At 73.9% G+C, this 20,503-nt stretch carries 17 protein-coding genes and 3 pseudogenes; 3 read left to right on the top strand and 17 right to left on the bottom strand.

Annotation, left to right across the window (positions count from 1 at the left end; all coding sequences use genetic code 11):
* The 6 genes and pseudogenes from E4P41_RS17210 to E4P41_RS17235 all read right to left on the bottom strand — a co-directional run.
* Positions 1-215, bottom strand: a pseudogene (locus E4P41_RS17210) (hypothetical protein); the annotation flags it as partial.
* 150 nt (positions 216-365) lie between these two features.
* Complete coding sequence (gene ruvX / locus E4P41_RS17215; RefSeq protein ID WP_135142489.1) at positions 366-1,028, bottom strand: Holliday junction resolvase RuvX; 663 nt, start codon at positions 1,026-1,028, stop codon at positions 366-368.
* Between the two features lie 5 nt (positions 1,029-1,033).
* Entirely contained in the window at positions 1,034-3,742 is a 2,709-nt protein-coding gene (alaS, locus tag E4P41_RS17220) for an alanine--tRNA ligase (protein ID WP_135142490.1), read from the bottom strand.
* 49 nt (positions 3,743-3,791) lie between these two features.
* On the bottom strand, positions 3,792-4,073 hold the full coding sequence (locus E4P41_RS17225) for a hypothetical protein (protein ID WP_135142491.1): 282 nt from the start codon (positions 4,071-4,073) through the stop codon (positions 3,792-3,794).
* Positions 4,073-4,498: a DUF948 domain-containing protein gene (locus E4P41_RS17230; protein ID WP_135142492.1), complete on the bottom strand. Its 426-nt coding sequence runs from the start codon at positions 4,496-4,498 to the stop codon at positions 4,073-4,075. The genes E4P41_RS17225 and E4P41_RS17230 overlap by 1 nt, the downstream gene beginning before the upstream one ends.
* 129 nt (positions 4,499-4,627) lie before the next feature.
* Positions 4,628-5,959 carry a replication-associated recombination protein A gene (locus E4P41_RS17235; RefSeq protein ID WP_135142493.1) on the bottom strand — a complete coding sequence of 444 codons (1,332 nt, stop codon included), beginning with the start codon at positions 5,957-5,959 and terminating at the stop codon, positions 4,628-4,630.
* Between the two features lie 119 nt (positions 5,960-6,078).
* On the opposite strand from E4P41_RS17235, the gene E4P41_RS17240 reads away from it, so the two are divergent.
* Positions 6,079-6,939 carry an aldo/keto reductase gene (locus E4P41_RS17240; RefSeq protein WP_135142494.1) on the top strand — a complete coding sequence of 287 codons (861 nt, stop codon included), beginning with the start codon at positions 6,079-6,081 and terminating at the stop codon, positions 6,937-6,939.
* A 36-nt stretch (positions 6,940-6,975) separates the two neighbouring features.
* On the opposite strand, the gene E4P41_RS17245 is transcribed toward E4P41_RS17240, so the two are convergent.
* The 8 genes and pseudogenes from E4P41_RS17245 to E4P41_RS17270 all read right to left on the bottom strand — a co-directional run bounded on the left by E4P41_RS17245 (position 6,976) and on the right by E4P41_RS17270 (position 14,197).
* The gene (locus E4P41_RS17245) at positions 6,976-7,911 is read right to left on the bottom strand and encodes a hypothetical protein (RefSeq protein WP_135142495.1); all 936 of its coding nucleotides are present in this window, start codon (positions 7,909-7,911) and stop codon (positions 6,976-6,978) included.
* A gap of 70 nt (positions 7,912-7,981) precedes the next feature.
* Positions 7,982-9,091 (bottom strand): alanine--glyoxylate aminotransferase family protein, encoded by a 1,110-nt coding sequence (locus tag E4P41_RS17250; protein ID WP_245177438.1) that lies wholly within the window; start codon positions 9,089-9,091, stop codon positions 7,982-7,984.
* A gap of 346 nt (positions 9,092-9,437) precedes the next feature.
* A complete protein-coding gene (aspS, locus tag E4P41_RS17255) occupies positions 9,438-11,165 on the bottom strand; it encodes an aspartate--tRNA ligase (protein ID WP_135142496.1) in 1,728 nt (575 codons plus the stop codon).
* A gap of 25 nt (positions 11,166-11,190) precedes the next feature.
* Positions 11,191-11,589: pseudogene (locus E4P41_RS23720) on the bottom strand (aldo/keto reductase); the annotation flags it as partial.
* An 85-nt stretch (positions 11,590-11,674) separates the two neighbouring features.
* Positions 11,675-12,064, bottom strand: a pseudogene (locus E4P41_RS23725) (aldo/keto reductase); the annotation flags it as partial.
* Positions 12,031-12,258, bottom strand: a complete 228-nt coding sequence (locus E4P41_RS23425) for a hypothetical protein (protein WP_245177439.1) — start codon at positions 12,256-12,258, stop codon at positions 12,031-12,033. The pseudogene E4P41_RS23725 and the gene E4P41_RS23425, both read right to left, overlap by 34 nt.
* Positions 12,255-13,517, bottom strand: coding sequence for a histidine--tRNA ligase (gene hisS, locus E4P41_RS17265; protein WP_135142497.1), 1,263 nt, complete (start codon positions 13,515-13,517; stop codon positions 12,255-12,257). The genes E4P41_RS23425 and hisS overlap by 4 nt, the downstream gene beginning before the upstream one ends.
* Positions 13,514-14,197: an MBL fold metallo-hydrolase gene (locus tag E4P41_RS17270; RefSeq protein WP_135142498.1), complete on the bottom strand. Its 684-nt coding sequence runs from the start codon at positions 14,195-14,197 to the stop codon at positions 13,514-13,516. The genes hisS and E4P41_RS17270 overlap by 4 nt, the downstream gene beginning before the upstream one ends.
* 157 nt (positions 14,198-14,354) lie before the next feature.
* On the opposite strand from E4P41_RS17270, the gene E4P41_RS17275 reads away from it, so the two are divergent.
* Together E4P41_RS17275 and E4P41_RS17280 are read left to right on the top strand one after the other, a co-directional pair.
* Positions 14,355-15,188 carry a peptidylprolyl isomerase gene (locus tag E4P41_RS17275; protein WP_135142499.1) on the top strand — a complete coding sequence of 278 codons (834 nt, stop codon included), beginning with the start codon at positions 14,355-14,357 and terminating at the stop codon, positions 15,186-15,188.
* Positions 15,189-15,261: 73 nt separating this feature from the next.
* Positions 15,262-15,981, top strand: coding sequence for a peptidylprolyl isomerase (locus E4P41_RS17280; RefSeq protein ID WP_135142500.1), 720 nt, complete (start codon positions 15,262-15,264; stop codon positions 15,979-15,981).
* A gap of 114 nt (positions 15,982-16,095) precedes the next feature.
* Here E4P41_RS17280 and E4P41_RS17285 read toward each other — a convergent pair whose 3' ends face one another.
* The 3 genes from E4P41_RS17285 to E4P41_RS17295 form a co-directional block, all read right to left on the bottom strand.
* Entirely contained in the window at positions 16,096-17,022 is a 927-nt protein-coding gene (locus tag E4P41_RS17285; protein ID WP_135142501.1) for an alpha/beta hydrolase, read from the bottom strand.
* 272 nt (positions 17,023-17,294) lie between these two features.
* A complete protein-coding gene (locus E4P41_RS17290; protein ID WP_135142502.1) occupies positions 17,295-19,739 on the bottom strand; it encodes a bifunctional (p)ppGpp synthetase/guanosine-3',5'-bis(diphosphate) 3'-pyrophosphohydrolase in 2,445 nt (814 codons plus the stop codon).
* Between the two features lie 92 nt (positions 19,740-19,831).
* The gene (locus E4P41_RS17295; protein WP_135142503.1) at positions 19,832-20,425 is read right to left on the bottom strand and encodes an adenine phosphoribosyltransferase; all 594 of its coding nucleotides are present in this window, start codon (positions 20,423-20,425) and stop codon (positions 19,832-19,834) included.
* Between the last annotated feature and the right edge of the window lie 78 nt (positions 20,426-20,503).

Consider the following 20,503-nt stretch of genomic DNA (forward strand, 5'->3'; position numbering starts at 1 on the left):
CGGGGCAGCCGGCCGGTGCTGCGGCCGTCGTCGGCCGCACCGTGGCCCGCGGCCGCCGCCTGCCGCCGGGCCTCGTTCCCGACCGACGGGCCGACGGAAGGCGGCGTCGTCGCCCGGCCGGGCATCGAGGTCAGCCAGGCGGAGGCGGGTACGCCGCTCGGGAAGTCGGGCGAGGCGTGCCGACCCCGCCCCTGCGGCGTGGTGGGGTCGCTCACGGGCCCTCCTCGCTGGCGCTCGTCGGCCGCGTTCGCGGCGCTGCTGTGCTCATCGGGAAGCTCGCACGCTCGCTCACGGGCCCTCCTCGCTGGCGCTCGTCGGCCGCGTTCGCGGCGCTGCTGTGCTCATCGGTGAGCTCGCACGCTCGCTCACATGCGCTCCCGCTGTGCGTCCAGATAGGCCTGGAGGATGACCACGGCCGCGGCCTGGTCGATCACCGAGCGCTGCTGACGGCTGTCCAGACCGTTCGCCCGGAGGGAACTGGCTGCGGTCACGGTGGAGAGCCTTTCGTCGACGAGATGGATGGGCACGCTGCCGATGCGCCCGGCGAGTGCCCGAGAGTAGGCACGCGCCTCCTTCGCCGACGCTCCCGACGCACCCGAGAGGTGCCTCGGCTCCCCCACGATCACCTCTGTCACCTCGTGTTCGGCCACGAGGGCCGCGATGCGGTCGAGGTCGGACTCGTCCCGTGCCCGCTGCACCGTCTCCAGCGGGCTGGCCAGCATGCCGGTCGGGTCGGAGATGGCCACGCCCACGCGCACGGTGCCGACGTCGATCCCCAGCCGCCGGCCCTGGCGGGGCCGCCGGGGCGGGATGGGCAGACCACCGGGCAGACCGCCGGAGAGGTCGATCGCGGCGGTCTCGTGCCGCACCGGCGGGAAGCCCGCGCGCAGGTCGATCTGCTCGGTCTTGTGGTGTACCGGCTCCCGGGCCGGAGGGGCGGGTCGCTGCCGCGCCGGGGGGACGGCGGGGCGCCCCTGCATCGGGCGCTCGCCGGCCGGACCGGTCGCGTCGGGGTGCTGGTCGGGCACTCCGTTCACCTCCCTGCGGCGGTCGCGACCGCCTGTTCGCCGGCCTGCAGGGCCGCTGGGATGCCCGCGGGGTCGGTACCGCCCCCCTGGGCCACGTCTGGCTTGCCCCCGCCGCGTCCGCCGACCGGGGCCGCTGCCGCACGCAGCACGTCGCTGGCGACGAGCCCGCGCTCCTGTGCGGCCGGGTTGAGGGCCGCCACGAGAGCCACTTTGCCTCCGGACTCCGAGGCGAGCAACACCACGGCCGGCCGGCCGGCGGGCAGCCGCCCGCGGACGTCGAGGGCCAGCGTGCGCAGGTCGCCGCCGCTCAAGCCCCCCGGTGCGCCGGTGACCACGGCGGTGCCGCCGACGTCCCGGGCGCCGGCGGCGAGCTCCCCGGCCGCGGCGAGGGTCTGCCGGGCGCGCAGCTCCGCCAACTCCTTGTCGACGTCGCGCAGCCGGGCGAGCATGCCGTTGACCCGCTCGAGCACGGTGTCGGTCGGCGTCTTCAGCAGCTCGCCGAGCTGACGGACGAGGTCGCGCTCGCGGGCCAGGTAGCGGAAGCCCTCGAGGCCGACGACGGCCTCCACCCGGCGCGAACCCGAGCCGACCGACGACTCGCCGGTCAGCGCCAGGGTGCCGATCTGGGCGCTGCCCTGCACGTGGGTGCCACCGCAGAGCTCCCGCGACCACGGCCCGCCGATCTCGACGACGCGGACCTGCTCGCCGTAGGTCTCGCCGAACAGCGCCAGGGCGCCGATGGCCTGCGCCTCGGGCAGCGACATGTAGCTGGCGCTCACCCGGTGGTCGGCGCGGACGGCGGCGTTGGCGACGTCCTCGATGTCGTGCCGCTGCTGGGGCGACAGCGCACCCTGCCAGGCGAAGTCCAGCCGCAGGTAGCCCGGCCGGTTGTAGGAGCCCGACTGCAGGGCCTGCGGGCCGAGCACCTGGCGCAGCGCGGCGTGCACGACGTGGGTGCCGGAGTGCGCCTGGCAGGCCGACAGCCGCCACTCGCGGTCGACCTCGGCGGTGAGCTCCGCGCCCTCGCGGAGCTCGCCCTCGAGGATCCGCACCTGGTGGGCGACCAGGCCCTTGACCGGCCGCTGCACGTCGAGCACCTCGGCGCGGCCGCCGTCCCAGGTGAGGACGCCGGCGTCGGCGACCTGGCCGCCGGACTCGGCGTAGAAGGGGGTGCGGTCGAGCACCACCCGGGTGATCTCGCCCGGCCCGGCCGGCGCGCTGAGCGCGTCCTCCTCGGCGGCGAGCTGGGAGACGAGGCCGAGCACGCGCGAGTCGGTCCGCAGCGTGTCGTAGGCGCGCCAGTCGGTGGGGCCGTGGTCGGCCAGCAGCCGGCGGTAGGCCAGGACGTCGACCGAGCCGGTCTTCTTGGCCCGGGCGTCGGCGCGGGCCCGGTCGCGCTGCTGCTGCATGAGCGCGCGGAAGCCCTCCTCGTCGACGCCGACGCCCTGCTCGGCGGCCATCTCCAGGGTGACGTCGATCGGGAAGCCGTAGGTGTCGTGCAGCGAGAACGCCTGCTCGCCGGAGAGGGCCGGCGTCCCGGCGGCCTTGGCCTCGCGGACGGCGGTGTCGAACAGCGCCGTCCCGGAGGTGAGGGTGCGGCGGAACGCCTCCTCCTCGGCGTAGGCGACGGAGGAGATGCGGGCGAAGTCGGTCTCCAGCTCGGGGTAGCTGGCCTTCATCGCGTCCTTCGACACGGGCAGCAGCTCCGGGAGGGTGGCCTCGTCGACGCCGAGCAGCTTCATCGAGCGGACGGCGCGGCGCAGCAGGCGGCGGAGGATGTAGCCGCGGGCCTCGTTGCCGGGGGTGACGCCGTCGCCGATGAGCATCAGCCCGCTGCGCACGTGGTCGGCCACGACCCGCAGTCGGACGTCGACCTCGTGATCCTCCCGCCCGTCCCGCCCCCCGCGCCCGTAGGCGACCCCGGCCAGCTCGGCGGCACGGCGCAGCACCGGCGCCACCTCGTCGATCTCGTAGAGGTTGTCGACGCCCTGCAGCAGGTAGGCCACCCGCTCCAGGCCCATGCCGGTGTCGATGTTCTTCTTCGGCAGGTCGCCGACGATGCGGAACTCCTCCTTGCTCCGCACGTCCTCGAGCTCGTACTGCATGAAGACGAGGTTCCAGATCTCGAGGAACCGGTCCTCGTCGACCACCGGGCCGCCGTCGGGGCCGTGCTCGGGACCGCGGTCGACGTAGATCTCGCTGCACGGGCCGCCCGGGCCGGGCTGGCCGGTGTGCCAGTAGTTGTCCTTCAGCCCGCGGCGCTGGATCCGTTCGTCGGGCAGGCCCGCGATCCGCTTCCACGCGTCGGCGGCCTCGTCGTCGTCCAGGTAGACGGTCACCCAGATCTTCTCCGGGTCGAAGCCCAGCCCGCCGTCCTCCACCGAGCCGGTGACCAGCTCCCAGGCGTGCTGGATCGCGCCTTCCTTGAAGTAGTCGCCGAAGGAGAAGTTGCCGTTCATCTGGAAGAACGTGCCGTGGCGGGTGGTCTTGCCCACCTCCTCGATGTCGAGGGTGCGCACGCACTTCTGCACGCTGGTGGCCCGCGGGTAGGGCGCCGGCTCCCGGCCGGTCAGATACGGGATGAACGGCACCATGCCGGCGACGGTGAACAGCAGGGACGGGTCCGGGGAGACCAGCGAGGCGCTGGGGACGACGGTGTGCCCCCGGGTGGCGAAGTGCTCCAGGAAGCGGCGGCGGATCTCGGCGGTCTGCATGTCCTACTCGGGTCGGGTCGTCTGGGTGGAGGGCGTCGTCCCGCGGGGCTCAGCGGTCGGCGACGCTGTGCCGGCCGGGCAGCTGGACCTGTCCGCTCTCGGGCAGCGGGGCGTCCAGGCCGGTGCCGGCGCGCAGCTCCAGCTCCCGCTCGGCCATCGCCGCGCGGATGTCGGCACCGAAATCGCCGATCGCGTCGGCGAGCTCGCGCAGGCCTTCGGCGATCGAGCCGCCGATGCCGGCCGGGGTCATCCGTTCCGCCGCCCGGGACAGCTTGCGGACGACGAGGGCGCCGATGGTGATGCCCATCGCCAGCCAGAACAGCCGCCGCATCAGGCGGCCCGCCGGGCGGCACGGCGCGCGCGGCGCTCGGCCTTGTCACGGGCGGCGGCGTCGGCGATCGCCTGCCCCTCCCGCTTCTTCTTTGCGGCGCTGCGGACGCCGTAGCTGAAGGCGGCCACCTTGATCAGCGGGCTGCCGAGGGTGGCGGCGACGACGCTGGTGAGGGCAGCGACGTTGCTCGAGACGTTGGCGGCGTTGCCGGTGATGTCGTCGACCCGCTCGAGGTTGCTGTTGACGTGGGCGACCGTGGTCGAGGCCTGGCTCAGGATCGGCCCGCTCTGCTCCCGCGTCTGCCGGATGGTCAGCGTCGCCTCGTCCAGCGTGCGACCCAGCTTGACGATGGGGACGGCGAGCAGCACCACGAGCAGCACCAGGGCCAGAGCTGCGATGAGTCCGGCCCACTCTCCTGCGGACACGCGGTTCTCCTGTTCGTCGACGTCGTCCTCGGCGCCCGGAGCCGACCCACCGGTCGCCGCCGGCGGGCGTCGGCCCGGCGTGGTCACAGTAGTCGCGGGCCACGACGCCCGTCCGTGCCCCGCCGGGGGTCAGCGGCCGCGCCGGACGATCGCCCGCAGCTTGGCCAGCCGCGCGGCGATCGGTGCCTCGGCGCCGCGGCCCGTCGGCCGGTAGTAGTCGCGCCCGACCAGGACGTCCGGTGGGTACTGCTGGGGCACCACCCCGTCGGGGTGGTCGTGCGGGTACACGTACGTCCTCCCGTGCCCCAGCTTCCTGGCGCCCGCGTGATGCGCGTCGCGCAGCCCCGGCGGCACCGGTCCGGCGAGTCCCGCGCGCACGTCGGCGACGGACTCGCCCATGGCCACGGTGACCGCGTTGGACTTCGGCGCCGTGGCCAGGTGGACGACGGCCTGGGCCAGCGGGAAGTGGCCCTCGGGCATGCCGATGAAGGCCACGGCCTCGGCGGCGGCGACGGCCGTCTGCAGCGCCGTCGGGTCGGCCATGCCGATGTCCTCGCTGGCGGAGATGACCAGCCGGCGCGCGATGAACCGCGGGTCCTCCCCCGCCTGCACCATCCGCGCCAGGTAGTGCAGCGCAGCGTCGACGTCGCTGCCGCGGATGGACTTGATCAGCGCGCTGGCGACGTCGTAGTGCTGGTCGCCCTGCCGGTCGTAGCGCACCGCTGCCTGCGCGACCGCCGTCTCCAGGGTGGCGAGGTCGAGCACGCCGGTGCCGGCGGTGCGGGCCGCGCCCGCCCCGGACTCCAGCGCGGTCAGCGCCTTGCGTGCGTCACCGCCGGCGACCCGGAGCAGGTGCTCCTCGGCCTCCTCGGTGAGGGTCACCGCGCCGTCCAGGCCGCGGTCGCTGGTCAGCGCACGGCGCAGCACGGTGCGCACGTCGTCGTCCGACAGCGGCTGCAGGGCCAGGACGAGGGAGCGGCTCAGCAGCGGGCTGACCACGGAGAAGAAGGGATTCTCGGTGGTCGCGGCGATCAGGCTGACGATGCGGTCCTCGACCGCGGACAGCAGGCTGTCCTGCTGGGTCTTGGAGAAGCGGTGCACCTCGTCGATGAACAGCACGGTGCGCCGGCCGGCGTAGGTGAGCTCCCGCTTGGCGCTCCCGATGACCGCCCGGACCTCCTTGACCCCGGAGTCGAGCGCCGACAGCTGGACGAACTGCCGCTCGGTGGTCAGCGAGATGACGTGGGCGAGCGTGGTCTTGCCGGTGCCGGGCGGGCCGTAGAGCACGAGCGACATCGGCTCGTCGCCCTCGACCAGCCGGCGCAGCGGTGCCCGCGGGCCCAGCAGGTGGGACTGGCCGACGACCTCGTCCAGCGACCGCGGCCGCATGCGGACGGCCAGCGGTGCGCCCGGGTCGACCCCGGAGGCTTCCTGCGCCGGCTCGTCGAACAGCGAACTCACGATGCCCTCGGTTCGCTCCCGCGGCGCGCTCCGCTCCTCGGTCGCTGGCGCTTCCTGCGATGCTCACGCGCCTGTCCGCTCACGCTTGCGAACGCTACCCGCGGGGCACGACAGCCTCCGTGCAGCAGCGACGCATCGGGGACACGGCCGTCAGCGCGATCGGCCTGGGGGCGATGCCCCTGTCGACCAAGGACGAGCGGCCCTCACCGGCCGGGGCGGAGGCCGTGGTGCACGCGGCCCTGGACGCCGGCGTGACGCTCATCGACACCGCGGATGCCTACGCGCGCGACGAGGCGGAGTTCGGGCACAACGAGACGCTGGTGGCCGACGCGCTGCGCTCCTACGGCTCCGGGGGCTCCGACGTGCTGGTCGCCACCAAGGGCGGGCACACCCGGCGGGGCGTCGACTGGGAGTTGGACGGGTCACCGGCCTACCTGCGGGCCGCCTGCGAGGCCTCGCTGCGCCGGCTCGGTGTCGATGCCATCGGGCTCTACCAGCTCCACCGGCCCGACCCGGCGACGCCGTGGGAGGAGTCGATGGGTGCGGTGCGCGCGCTGGCCGACGACGGGCTGGTGCGGATGGTCGGCATCTCCAACGCCGATGTCGCGCAGATCGACGTCGCCCGGTCGATCGTGGGCGACGCGCTGGTGAGCGTGCAGAACCAGTTCTCCCCGGGCTGGCGGTTCTCCGCCGGCGAGCTGGCCCACTGCGCCGGCCACGGGCTCGCCTTCCTGCCGTGGAGCCCGTTCGGCGGGGTGACCGCGGCCGGCTCGTTGGGCTCGACGGCACCGGCGTTCGCGAAGGTGGCCGAGGAGCTCGGGGTGTCGGTGTACCGCGTGACGCTGGCCTGGCACCTGGCGCAGAGCGACGCCGTCGTCGCGATCCCGGGCGCCACCCGGCGGGAGTCGATCGTCGACTCCGCCGCCGCGGCGGACCTGGAGCTGTCCCCCGATCAGCTCGCCCGGCTGGATGCCGCCTGACCGTTGCTCCCCTCGACCGGAGGGCCGACGACGAGCTCAGGTGGTCGTCGCCCGGCCGGCGGGAAGGCGCGGCCGTACGGCGCACACCAGCGCCGCGACGACGACAGCGGCGATCCAGGGGGCGACCAGGTGGTGGTAGCCCGGTTGCGCGGTCTGCCAGAAGACCTGCCCCGCCGCGGCCAGGGCCTCGGGCAGCGTCCCGGGGAGGCCGGGGACGGGCACATCTCCCCACAGGAAGATCTCCAGGTTGACCGCCGCGGTGAGCGCCGGTTCCACGACCCAGGCGCCCACCAGCACCACCGCCCACCACGCCAACCGTGCCGCCGGACGGACGCCGATCACCACGAGGGCCGCCGCGAGCACCACCGCCCCGGCCCACTGGCTCCAGCGCCAGTCGAGGACGAGGAGGTGGTCGGCCTGCGTCGCATTCAGCAGCGCCAGCTGCAGCCCCCTGAGCCAGCCGGTCACCACGGTGGCCAGCGCGGCCAGGCCGACCCCCAGCCCGACCGGACCGAACACCCAGACCGAGCCGAGCGCCCAGCCGACGCAGCCTGCGACGACCGTGAACAGGCACAGGCCGGCGAACCCCCGGTCGTCGCCGCCGAATATCGGCTGGTCGGCGCGGAACAGCCCCACCTGCAGCAGCGTCACCGCCATCGCCGAGGCCGCGCCGGCGCCCGTCGCGACCACCGCGGTCCGGCGTCGCCCCGGGCGGGCGAGCCGGCCGAGCAGGCCGGCCACGACCCCGCCCCAGAACGCCCCCATCCACAAGACGCCGGAGCGGGAGGCCAGCAAGGGCACCGCGGGCCAGCCCTGGACCGGGTCGGGGATGAGGACGTCCTCGAGCAGCGACGGGAAGTACCCGCCCAGCCACCAGCCGAGCGCTGCCACGGGGACCAGGGTCCACGGCGGCAGTTTCCGGAACGACCGGCCGGCCGACGTCTGTCGGTGCGGAACTTCCTGGTGCAGCATGTCCGGGAGTGTGCCGCACGCTGCGTCGTTCCGGGGCGCCGCCCGGGCCGGCGTGGCGCGCGCCCGGACGTCAGCGGCCGAGGACGTCCTTCAGCGCGGCCAGCACGAGCGCGACCTTGTCGGGGGTGGCGTTCGCGCCCATGAGGCCGATCCGCCAGACGGTCGCGGCGTAGGCGCCCACTCCCCCGCCGATCTCCAGGTCGAACCGCTCGAGCAGCTCACCCCGCACCTTCGCCGAGTCCGCGCCCTCGGGCACCTTCACCGTGGTCAGCTCCGGGAGCCGGTGGCCATCCGCGGCGAAGAGCTCGAGCCCCATCTCCTGCAGCCCCGCGTGCAGCGCCCGGCCGGCCTCGGTGTGCCGGGCGTGGACGGCGTCCAGCCCCTCCTCCAGGATCCGGCCGAGGCCGGCGTGCAGTGACACGACCATCCCGGTCGGGGCGGTGTGGTGGTAGGTGCGGCCACCCGACCCGGCGGCCTCGCCGGCGTAGCCACCGAGCATGCCGAGGTCGAGGTACCAGCTCTGCGGCTTCTCGATCCGCCGGTCCCACGCACGGTCGCTGATCGTGAAGGGCGCGAGCCCCGGTGCCACGCCGAGACACTTCTGCGAGCCGGAGTACGCGAGGTCCACACCCCACTCGTCCAGCCGCACCGGGATGCCGCCGAGCGAGGTCACGCAGTCGGCCAGCAGCAACGCATCCCCCTTGCCGGCGGCCAGCGGCGCGAGGTCGGAGAGGACACCGGTGGAGGTCTCGGCGTGCACGGCGGCGATCAGCTTGGGTCCCGGGTGCGCGGCCAGCACCCGCTCGACGTCGACCGGCTGCCCCCACTCGTGCTCCACGGCCACGACCTCGGCGCCGCAGCGGGAGGCGACGTCGACCATCCGCTGGCCGAAGAGCCCGTTCACCGCCACGACGGCGACGTCACCCGGACCCACGGTGTTGACGAACGCCGCCTCCATGCCCGCCGACCCGGTGGCCGACAGCGGCAGAGTGCGCCGGTTCCCCGTCCCGAACAGCTGTCGGAGCCGGTCGGAGGTCTCGTCGAGGATCCCGAGGAAGACGGGGTCGAGGTGGCCCAGCAGCGGCTCGGCCAGCGCGACCTGCGCCTCCGGGTACGGGTTCGAGGGGCCGGGACCGAGGAGGGTGCGGGCACGCAGCGGCATGCCCGCAAAGTAGGCCATGGTCGGTCGCACAGCCGACACGACGGCAGGCGACGGCTCGGCGGTGCCGGGGACGGCACACGGGCGGGGTGGCCCGGTCGCGGAGGCCCGGAGGGTCTCCCGACCGGGACACGGGCAGCGGCTCAGCTCCGCCGAGGGACGGCACACGGGCGGGGTGGGCCGGTCGCGGAGGCCCGGAGGGTCTCCCGACCGGGACACGGGCAGCGGCTCAGCGCAGTCCGGGGACGGCACCTGGCCGCGGTGTCGGCCGGTAGGCCGGAGGGTCTCCCGACCGGGACACGGGCAGCGGCTCAGTTCCGCCGAGGGACGGCACCTGGCCGCGGTGTCGGCCGGTAGGCCGACCGTGTCACTGCTCCTCCGGCTTCGCGTCGATCCCGGCCTCCTTGCGCTGCGCCTCGGTGATCGGCGTCGGGGCGCCCGTGAGCGGGTCGAACCCGGCCCCGGTCTTCGGAAAGGCGATGACCTCGCGGATGGAGTCCACCCCGGCCAGCAGCGCGCAGGTGCGGTCCCAGCCGATCGCGGCGCCGGCGTGCGGCGGCGGGCCGTAGGCGAACGCCTCGAGGAAGAAGCCGAACCGCTCGCGGGCCTCCTCGCGGGACATCCCGAGGGTCTCGAACACCCGCTCCTGCAGCTCGGGGTCGGCAATGCGCACCGAGCCACTGGCCAACTCGTTGCCGTTGCACACCAGGTCGTACGCGTCCGACAGCGCGCCGCCCTTGTCCTCGGCGAACCGCTCCCGCCACTCGGGGGTGGGCGAGGTGAACGGGTGGTGCATGAAGGTCCAGTCGCCGTCCTCGGTCTCCTCGAACATCGGGAAGTCGACGACGAAGAGGAACGACCACGAGCCCGGCTCGATCAGCTCCAGCCGGCGGGCGATCTCGTTGCGCGCGGCACCGAGCAGCTCCTGCGCCGGTCGGCGAGCACCGGCGGCGAAGAACACGCAGTCCCCCGGCTGCGCGCCGACGGCCTCCACGAGGCCGGAACGCTCGGCGTCGGAGATGTTCTTGGCCACCGGGCCACCGAGGGTGCCGTCGTCGGCGATCGTCACGTAGGCCAGGCCCCGGTGCCCGCGCGACCTCGCCCAGTCCTGCCAGGCGTCGAACGCCCGCCGCGGCTGCGACCCGCCGCCGGGCATCACGATCGCACCGACGTAGGGCGCCTGGAACACCCGGAACGGGGTGTCGGCGAAGTAGGACGTCAGCTCGGTGAGCTCGATGCCGAAGCGCAGGTCGGGCTTGTCCGAGCCGAAGCGGTCCATGGCCTCCCGGTAGGTCATCCGCGGGATCTCGGGGACCTCGTAGGAGGCCAGTTCGCGCCACAGCGCCCGGACGACGTCCTCGACGACGGCCAGCACGTCGTCGCGCTCGACGAAGCTCATCTCGAAGTCCAGCTGGGTGAACTCCGGCTGCCGGTCGGCGCGGAAGTCCTCGTCTCGGAAGCAGCGGGCGATCTGGTAGTACCGCTCCAGCCCGCCGATCATCAGGAGCTGCTTGAACAGCTGCGGCGACTGCGGCAGCGCGTACCACTTGCCCGGCTGCAGCCGCACCGGGACGACGAAGTCGCGGGCACCCTCGGGCGTGGATCGGGTCAGGTCCGGGGTCTCGACCTCCACGAAGCCGTGCCGCGCCATCACCTCGCGGGCGACCCGGTTGACCTCCGAGCGCAGCCGCAGGATCCGGGCCGGCCCCTGCCGGCGCAGGTCGAGGTAGCGGTACTTGTAGCGGACGTCGTCCGAGGCGGCCTGGTCGGTCTCGATCGGGAACGGCAGCGGCGCCGACGCCGAGAGCACCCGCAGCTCGGCGGCGGCCACCTCGATCTCGCCGGTCGGCAGCTCCGGGTTCTCGTTGCCCTGCGGACGGCGGCGCACCTCGCCGGTGACGAGCACGCAGAACTCGTTGCGGAGGGCGTGCGCCTCCTCCTCGCGGACGACGACCTGGACGTAGCCCGAGGCGTCCCGCAGGTCGACGAAGACGACGCCGCCGTGGTCGCGGCGGCGGGCCACCCAGCCGGCGAGGGTGACGGGAGAACCGGCGTCGGACGCGCGCAGCGTGCCGGCGTCGTGGGTGCGGAGCACTAGAGGAGCGCCTTTCCAGTGGTGGTCACCAGCGGTCGTGGACGTGGGCGCGGATGCGCTCGTCGTAGACGCGCTCGAGGTCGGAGAGCTGGGAGTCGGACAGCGGCGGCAGCGCGGCCGCCGCGACGTTGCCGCGGACCTGCTCGACGGTCCGCGCGCCGGGGATGACCGTGGTGACGCCGGGCTGGTCGATCACCCAGCGCAACGCGAACGCCGCCGTGGGTGCGTCGCCGGCGATCTCGGACACCTCGCGGGCCGCGGCCACGCCGACCTCGAACGGCACTCCGGAGAAGGTCTCGCCGACGTCGAAGGCCTCGCCGTGGCGGTTGAAGTTCCGGTGGTCGTCGGGCGCGAACGTCGTCGTCTCGCCGTACTTGCCGGTCAGCAGGCCGCTGGCCACCGGGACCCGCGCCAGGACGCCGACCTGGGCCTTCTGCGGCGGCGGGCGGCAGCTCGTCGGTCGGCTTGCGCCGGAAGACGTTGAGGATCACCTGCAGCGACTGCACGCCGGGCCGCCGGAGAGCGCGCAGCCCCTGGGCCACGGTCTCCACCGCCACCCCGTAGGCGGCGATCACACCCTCGTCGACGAGCGTGTCGAGGGTGTCGTGGACACGGTCGTCCTCGTAGGTGGCCGGCGGCGGACAGTGCAGCTGCACGAGGTCGAGCGTCTCGACGCCGAGGGTGCGACGGGAGCGGTCGACCCAGGCGCGCAGGTTCTCCGGGGTGTACTGGGCGGCTTCGAACGGGTCGGCCCGGCGGCCGGCCTTGGTCGCCGCGAACGGCCGTTCCGGGCGGGCGACCAGCGCCCGGCGGATCCGCTCCTCCGAGCGGCCGTCGCCGTAGACGTCGGCGGTGTCGAGCAGGGTCACGTGCCCTCCTCGCTGACGCTCGTCGGCCACCTGCCCCGGGGTGCTGTGCTCACGCGTGACCTCGCAAGCTCGGTCACGTCGGCGTCGAGCGCGGCGTCGAGGACGTCGGCGGCGGTGTCGTCGTCGACGTCCCCCCAGTCGGCGCCCAGCTGCCGGGTGCCCAGGCCGACGACGCTGACGTCGGCCCCCGTCCGGCCGAGTGGCCGCTGCTCCATGGAAGTCACGCCCCTACGCTCGCACGCACCCGGTCGAACAGCTCCCCGACCGGGACGGCGGTCTGCTGGCCGGTGCGCAGGTCCTTGAGCTGGCCCACGCCCTGGGCCAGGTCACGCTCCCCGATCACCACCGCGTGCGAGGCGCCCGAGCGGTCGGCGGCCTTCATCGCGCCCTTGAGCCCGCGGCCGCCGTAGACGGTGTCGGCGGAGACGCCCGCCTGCCGCAGTTGACCGACCAGCCGCACCGCCAGCCGCCTGGCCTCCTCGCCCAGCGGGACGACGAAGGCCCGCACGCCGGTCGCCGTCCCGATGTCGAGCCCCTCGGCCTGCACCGCCAGCAGCGTCCGGTCGACGCCGACGGCGTAGCCGATGCCCGAGACGTCCGGGCCGCCGAGCGCCGCCGACAGCCCGTCGTAGCGCCCGCCGCCGCCGATCGCCGACTGCGCGCCCAGGCCGGAGTGGACGAACTCGAACGTGGTCTTGGTGTAGTAGTCCAGCCCGCGCACCAGCCGCGGCGCCTCGGTCCAGGTCACGCCGAGGTCGGTCAGGTGCTGGCGGACGGCGTCGTAGTGGGCCCTCGTGGAATCCGAGAGGTGGTCGACCATCAGGGGGGCGTCGTCCAGCTGGGCCTGCACCTCGGGCCGCTTGTCGTCGAGCACCCGCAGCGGGTTGATCTCCGCCCGGCGGCGGGTGTCCTCGTCCAGATCCAGCTTGGCCAGGTACTCGACCAGCAGCTCCCGGTACTGCGGCCGGCAGGTCGCATCGCCGAGAGAGGTCAGCAGCAGCTCGAAGTCGGTCAGCCCCAGGTCGCGGAAGCCCTCCACGCCGAGCGCGACGACCTCGGCGTCGAGCGCGGGGTCGTCGACGCCGAGGGCCTCCATGTCGACCTGGGTAAAGTGCCGGTAGCGGCCGGCCTGCGGGCGCTCGTACCGGAACGCCGTGCCGACGGTCCACAGCTTCACCGGCAGCGCGCCGGTGTGCAGCCGGTGCTCGATGAAGGCCCGCATCAACCCGGCGGTCAGCTCCGGGCGCAGGGTCAGCGACCGGCCGCCGCGGTCGTCGAAGGTGTACATCTCCTTCGTCACGACGTCGGTCGACTCGCCCACGCCGCGGGAGAAGACGGCGGTCTCCTCGAACACCGGCGTCTCGACGTAGCCGTAACCGGCCCGCCGCAGCGGCGCGGTCAGCGTCTCGCGGACGGCGAGGAAGCGCTCGGACTCCGGCGGCAGGACGTCGAAGGTCCCCTTCGGGGCGGTCAGGCCGGTCACAGCCCGCGCCCCTTGGGAGCGGCGGCGGCCTCGGCGAGGTAGGGGTTGCTGGCCCGCTCTCGCCCGACCGTCGTCGCCGGGCCGTGGCCGGGCAGCACCACCGTGTCGTCGTCCAGCGGCAGGACGACGTCCCCCAGCGAGCGCAGCATCGCCTCCCACGAGCCGCCCGGGAGGTCGACCCGGCCCACCGATCCGGCGAAGAGCACGTCGCCGGCCAGCAGCCCCGGCGCGTCCCCGAGGTCGAGGGAGAAGACCACCGAGCCCTGGGTGTGCCCGGGCGCGTGCCGCACGGTCAGCTCGACCCCGGCGAGGGAGAGGACGGCGCCGTCGTCCAGCGGCCGGACCTCCGACGGGTCGGGCAGCGCGACGCCGGTGATCAGCGGGGCCAGTTGCGGGCCGTGCCAGCGCGCGGGGTCGGCGAGCATGCCGTTGTCGGCCGGGTGCAGGTAAGCGGGGATGTCGTAGCCGTCGCAGACCGGCAGCACCGAGAACGTGTGGTCGAGGTGGCCGTGGGTGAGCACGACGGCGACCGGCTTGAGGCCGTCCTCGGCGAGCATGCGGGCCAGCGGCTCGACGGCGTCCATGCCGGGGTCGACGACCACGCACTCCTGCCGGGGCCCGGGGGCGACGGCGTAGCAGTTGGTGCCGAACGCGCCGGCCGGGAACGAGCGGATGAGCACCCGTGCAGGTTACGCGGGGCCCTCCCGCCGCCCCGGGCCTTCTCCGTTGTCAGGGAACGTCCAGCCTCGGCACCTAGACTCGCGGAGCGACCAGCGGTGCCCGGGCCGACCCGCCGGGCCTCACCGCAGCACCCGTCCCTCCCGAGGAGTCCGACCCGTGCCGAGCAACAAGCAGCGACGGCAGGCCGCCCAACGACGGCTGCAGCGGCAACTCGAGCGCCGCGCCGAGCTGGCCCGCAGGCGCCGCCGCAACGCACTGATCGGCGTCACCGCCGCCGCGGTGGTGCTCGTCGTCGGCGCCGTCCTGCTGATCACCGGGATCGGTGGCGACGACGCCGACACGGCCGCCGCGCAGCCCACCATCCCCAGCACCCCTGCGGCCCCCACCACGCCGGCCGTCGTCGACGGCAGTGACGGCACCTGCGACTGGACCCCGGCCGACACCGCCGCCAACCCCGACCTGCAGGCCGACACCGGCACCCCGCCCGTCGAGGTGACGCCGACCGGCACCACCGAGGTCGACATCGCGACCAACGTCGGCCCGATCGGCCTGACGCTGGACAACGCCAACGCCCCGTGTGCGGTGGCGAGCATGGTCCACCTGGCCGGGCAGGACTACTACGACGACACGATCTGCCACCGCCAGACCGACTCGGCGACCCTGCAGGTGCTGCAGTGCGGCGACCCCAGCGGCACCGGGCGCGGCGGGCCGGCCTACCAGTTCCCGACGCAGGTCACCGGTGACGAGACCTACCCCCGCGGAACGGTGGCCATGGCCAACAGCGGGCAGGGCTTCGACGGCAGCCAGTTCTTCCTCGTCTACGGCGACAGCCAGCTGCCGCCGGCCTACACCGTCCTCGGCACGATCGACGAGGCGGGGCTGGCGACGCTCGACACCATCGCCGCCAACGGCAACGACGGCAGCAACGGCCCCGGGGACGGCCGGCCGACCCAGGAGGTCCGGATCGAGTCGCTCACGGTCGCCACGTGACCGAGCTCGCGAGGTCACGCATGGGCACAGCACCCCAGGGCATGAGCCCGACGAGCGCCAGCGAGGAGGGCTCGTGACCTCGCGGCTGCGCGCCGCGGCGGGCCTGTCGGGCGCGCTGCTCGCCCTGACCGCCTGCGGGGGCTCGTCCGCCGAGGACGCGCAGAGCGACGCCGGCACCGGCTCGGAGGACGTCGGGACGGCGGCGTCCGGCGAGACGACGACCTGCGCGTGGGGGCAGGGCCCGTCGGCCAACCCCTACCTGATCGAGGTCGAGCCGCCGGACGACGTGGTGCCCGCTTCCGGGACCACCGACCTGCTGATGTCGACCAACCTGGGCGACCTCACGCTGACCGTGGACCACGAGCGGACCCCGTGCGCCGCCGCCAGCCTGGTGCACCTCACCGAGCAGGACTTCTTCGACGACAGCCCCTGTCACCGGGCCGTCGACAGCGAGGGCCTGCATGTCCTGCAGTGCGGCGACCCGACCGGTACCGGGGCCGGCGGCCCCACCTACACCTCGCCGACCGAGGTGACCGGCGAGGAGACCTATCCGCGCGGCACCGTCGCGATGGCGAACAGCGGCCAGGGGGTCGACGGCAGTCAATTCTTCCTCGTCTGGGGCGACAGCCGGCTGCCCCCGGCCTACACCGTCGTCGGCACCGTGGACGAGGCCGGGCTCACGGTGCTCGACGCCGTGGCGGCCGACGGCCACGACGGCTCGCTGGACCCGAGCCCCGGCGGTGGGGCGCCGAACGTGCCGGTGACGATCGAGTCGATGGCCGTCGCCGACTGAAGGAGGACCATCCTTCCCCCACGCCTCGCAGGCTCGGCGCGGGACCCTGGAGGGTGGCCGGAAGACGGCTGGGGCGGTGCCCCGGCCGTGGCCGCGGACACCGCCCCACGGCTGTCACTTCTCCTCGAAGCCCTGGTCGTCCGCCCAGTCCTCGATGGCGTCGTTGAACTCGTCGGCCTCCTCGATGATCCCGGCATGGGAGGCGTCGTCGATGATCTCCAGCTCTGCGTCGGGGATCGCGTCGGCCATCTGCTGGGAGAACTCGTACGGGTAGATCGTGTCCTGCAGCCCGACGAGGACGAGCGCGGGCACGCCGATGTCGTCCAGGAGCGGCTGGAAGTCCGGGCGGGTGGCCAGGGCCTCGGCTCCGGCGACGTAGGCCTGCAGGGACGCCTCGTTCATGATGCCGATGAGGTACTGCACCAGCTCGGGATGCTCCATGCGGGCCTCACCGGTGAGCATCTCGTCGATGATCAGCGGCGGCACGGCCTCGGTGCCCTGCTCCCGGGCCACCTCGATGAGTCCGCGCCAGGTGCCCACCTCCGGCGGCGGGGCCGGCGCGGCGACCGTGTCGATCAGGATCATGCCGTCGAACCGGTCCGGCGCCTGCTGGTACATCGAGAAGACGATCGGCCCGCCCATGGACATGCCGCCGATCACGGCCGAGTCCACACCGAGCTCGTCCATCACCGCGAGGACGTCCTGGGCGTAGCTCTCCACCGAGCCCACCGGTTGCTCGCCGAGCGCCTCGCTGCGGCCGTAACCGCGCAGGTCGACCGTGATGACCTGGTAGTCCTCGGCCAGCTCCTCGCGGTTCTCCGCGAACAACGCGCCGGACAACGGGTAGCCGTGCACGAAGAGCATCGGCTGCCCCTCGCCCTCGATCTGGTAGAAGATCCGGGCTCCCTCCACCTCGACGAAGCCCTCCTGACCGTCCGCGCCGTCACGGTCGGGTCCGTTGTGGGCCGCGGCGGCTGTGGGCGTGGCGATCAGGGCGGCGGCGAGGCCGGTTGCGAGGAGACTGCGTCGGGGCAGGTTCATCGATGGGTCCTCCGAGACGAGGCAGGGGTCACCGGCGCGCTGGTCTCGGCGTCGGCCCGGCCTGGTTACCCGACGTCCGGCCGCACGCTCGCCGTCACCACGTCCGTCACGGAGTTGTCACGTAGCAGCGGCCCCCCGCGGCGTCCCGCGCACGGCCGGCCCGGAGGGTCCTCCCTGCGCGGGCCCACTGGCGCGACTCCGTGTCCGGCTCCCTCCTCGGCATCCCCGATGCCTGCGAGGGGTGGGGAGGACCGGGGGGACGGGGTCCTCTTTCACGCCGTGACGCGCTCGACGTCGAAGACGCCCTCCACGTTGCGCACCGTCTGCAGCACCGCGCCCAGGTGCGCCGGGTCGGCGAGCTCGAAGGTGAACCGGCTGATCGCCACCCGGTCCCGGCTGGTCTGCACCGACGCCGACAGGATGTTCACCCGCTCGTCGGCCAGCGCCTTGGTGACGTCGGAGAGCAGCCGGTGCCGGTCGAGCGCCTCGACCTGGATGGCCACGAGGAACACCGACCCGGGCTGCGACGCCCACTCGACCTCGACCAGGCGCTCGGGCTTGCGCTCGAGATCCGCGGCGTTGGTGCAGTCGGTGCGGTGCACGCTCACCCCGCCGCCGCGGGTCACGAACCCGAGGACGTCGTCACCCGGGACCGGGGTGCAGCACTTGGCGAGCTTGGCCCAGACGTCGCTCATGCCGTGGACGACGATGCCCGGGTCGCCGCCGGCCGACCGCCGGTGCAGCGGGCGGCGCGCCGGGATGGCCGTCTCGGCGATGTCCTCGGCCGCGCCTTCGGTCCCGCCCAGGGCGGTGAGGAGCTTCTCCACCACGGAGGCGGCCGAGATCTGGCTCTCCCCCACCGCCGCGTACAGCGCCGTGACGTCGGCGTAGCGCAGGTCCTTGGCCAGGGTGGAGAGTGCCTCCCCGCCGAGCAGCCGCTGCAGCGGCAGGCCCGCCTTGCGCATCGCCCGGGTGAGCGCCTCCTTGCCCGCGTCGACGGCGTCCTCGCGGCGCTCCTTGGTGAACCACTGCCGGATCTTGGTCCGAGCGCGGGACGAGCCGACGAAGGACAGCCAGTCCTGCGACGGACCGGCGGTCGGCGACTTCGAGGTGAAGATCTCGACCACGTCGCCGTTGGTCAGCGTGCTGTCCAGCGAGACCAGCGTGCCGTTGACCCGGGCGCCGATGCAGCGGTGGCCGACCTCGGTGTGCACCGCGTAGGCGAAGTCCACCGGGGTGGCGCTGCCCGGCAGGCTGACCACGTCCCCCTTGGGCGTGAAGACGAAGACCTCCTGGGGACCGAGGTCGTAGCGCAGCGTCTCGAGGAACTCACCGGGTTCCTGGGCCTCCCGCTGCCAGTCCAGCAGCTGGCGCAGCCACAGCATGTCGTCGGGCGACCCGGTCCTGGACCCGCGCGACTCACCGGTCCGGGCGGCCCCCGACCTGGCCTTCTCCTTGTACTTCCAGTGCGCGGCGATGCCGTACTCGGCGGTGCGGTGCATGTCGTGCGTGCGGATCTGCAGCTCGACCGGCTTGCCCTGCGGACCGATCACCGTCGTGTGCAGCGACTGGTACATGTTGAACTTCGGCATCGCGACGAAGTCCTTGAAGCGGCCGGGCACCGGCTGCCAGTGCGCGTGCATGATGCCGAGCGCGGCGTAGCAGTCGCGCACCGACTCGACCAGGACGCGGATGCCGACCAGGTCCCAGATGTCGGTGAAGTCCCGGCCGCGGACGATCATCTTCTGGTAGATCGAGTAGTAGTGCTTGGGCCGGCCGGTGACGACCGCCTCGATCTTCGCGGCCTTGAGCTGCTCGGTCACCGCGGAGGTGACCTCGGCGAGGTAGGTGTCCCGCGACGGCGCGCGCTCGGCCACCAGCCGCACGATCTCGTCGTAGCGCTTGGGGTAGAGCGTGGCGAACGCGAGGTCCTCGAGCTCCCACTTGATGGTGTTCATGCCCAGCCGGTGGGCCAGCGGGGCCAGGATCTCCAGCGTCTCGCGCGCCTTCTTCTCCTGCTTCTCCGGCGGCAGGAAGCGCAGCGTGCGCATGTTGTGCAGCCGGTCGGCCAGCTTGATGACCAGCACCCGCGGGTCGCGGGCCATGGCGACGATCATCTTGCGGATCGTCTCGGCCTGGGCGGCGTCCCCGAGCTTGACGCGGTCGATCTTGGTGACGCCGTCCACCAGGTGGGCCACCTCCGGGCCGAACGCCTCGGTGATCGACTCCAGCGTCTTCCCGGTGTCCTCCACCGTGTCGTGCAGCAGCGCCGCCACCAGCGTCGTGGTGTCCATCCCCAGGCCGGCCAGGACGGTGGCCACGGCCAGGGGGTGGGTGATGTACGGGTCGCCGCTCTTGCGCTTCTGCGTGGCGTGCGCGGCCTCGGCGACGTCGTACGCCCGCTGCAGCAGGGCGAGGTCGGCCTTCGGGTGGCTCTGCCGGTGCAGCGCCGCCAGCGGCTCCAGGACCGGGCGCACCACGCCGCTGCGCTGCCCGGCGACGATGCGGCGGGCCAACCGGTCGCGCACCCGCCGCCGGGGTACGCCTGGTGGGTCCTGCTCGTCGGGGGGCTCGGTCCCGACGTCGTCCGGGCGGCGGACCAGGGGGCGGCTCGGCAGCGGCGATCGCTCGACCGGGGTGTCCGAGCCGCTCCCCGCTGGCAGGGCCGGCGCGTCGGGCCGCGGGGCAGCCACGTTGGTGGCGGCGTCGGGGCCCATGGCGACTCCTGCTGGCCGACGGGGGGATTGACCGTCCCCATGCTAGACGGGACCGGCCTGCTCGCGACGTGTCCGAGAGGGTCGTCTCCGTCTCAGGTGGTCCACAGCGCGTGGACGGCGTGCGGGACCAGTCGTTGCCGGCCGCCGAGGTCGGTAAGCTCGATGACGACCGACACCGCCGCCACGACGCCGCCGAGCGCCTCGACGAGCGCCACGGCCGCGGCCAGCGTGCCCCCGGTGGCCAGGACGTCGTCGACCAGGAGCACCCGCTGCCCGGGGGTGATCGAGTCGGTGTGCACCTCGAGCGTCGCACTGCCGTACTCGAGGGCGTAGTCGGCCGACAGCCGCTCGCGTGGCAGCTTGCCGGCCTTGCGCACCGGAACCACGCCGACACCGGCCTCCAGCGCCACGGCGGCGGCGAGCAGGAAGCCACGGGCCTCGACCCCGACCACCACGTCGAACCCCGGGTCGGCGGGGTCGGGTGACGTGAGGGCAGCCGCCCGCGGGTCCGCGAGGGAGGGCGCGGCCAGCCCCACGACCATCCGGCGGAAGGCCGGCCCGTCGGCGAACACCGGGGTCAGGTCGCGGAAGACGACGCCCGGCTGCGGGAAGTCCGGGATCTCGACGGCGAGGCCGGCGATGAGTGCGTCGAGCGGGGTGCTGCCCGCGGCGGCGCCTGCGCTCACCGGCGCTTCCGGCCGCGGGAGCCGGACCGACGGTCGCCGGGGCGCTGCGGGCGGGCACCGGGCCGCGGCGCGGCGGTG

Source organism: Geodermatophilus sp. DF01-2, from assembly GCF_004571065.1.
Lineage (GTDB): Bacteria > Actinomycetota > Actinomycetes > Mycobacteriales > Geodermatophilaceae > Geodermatophilus.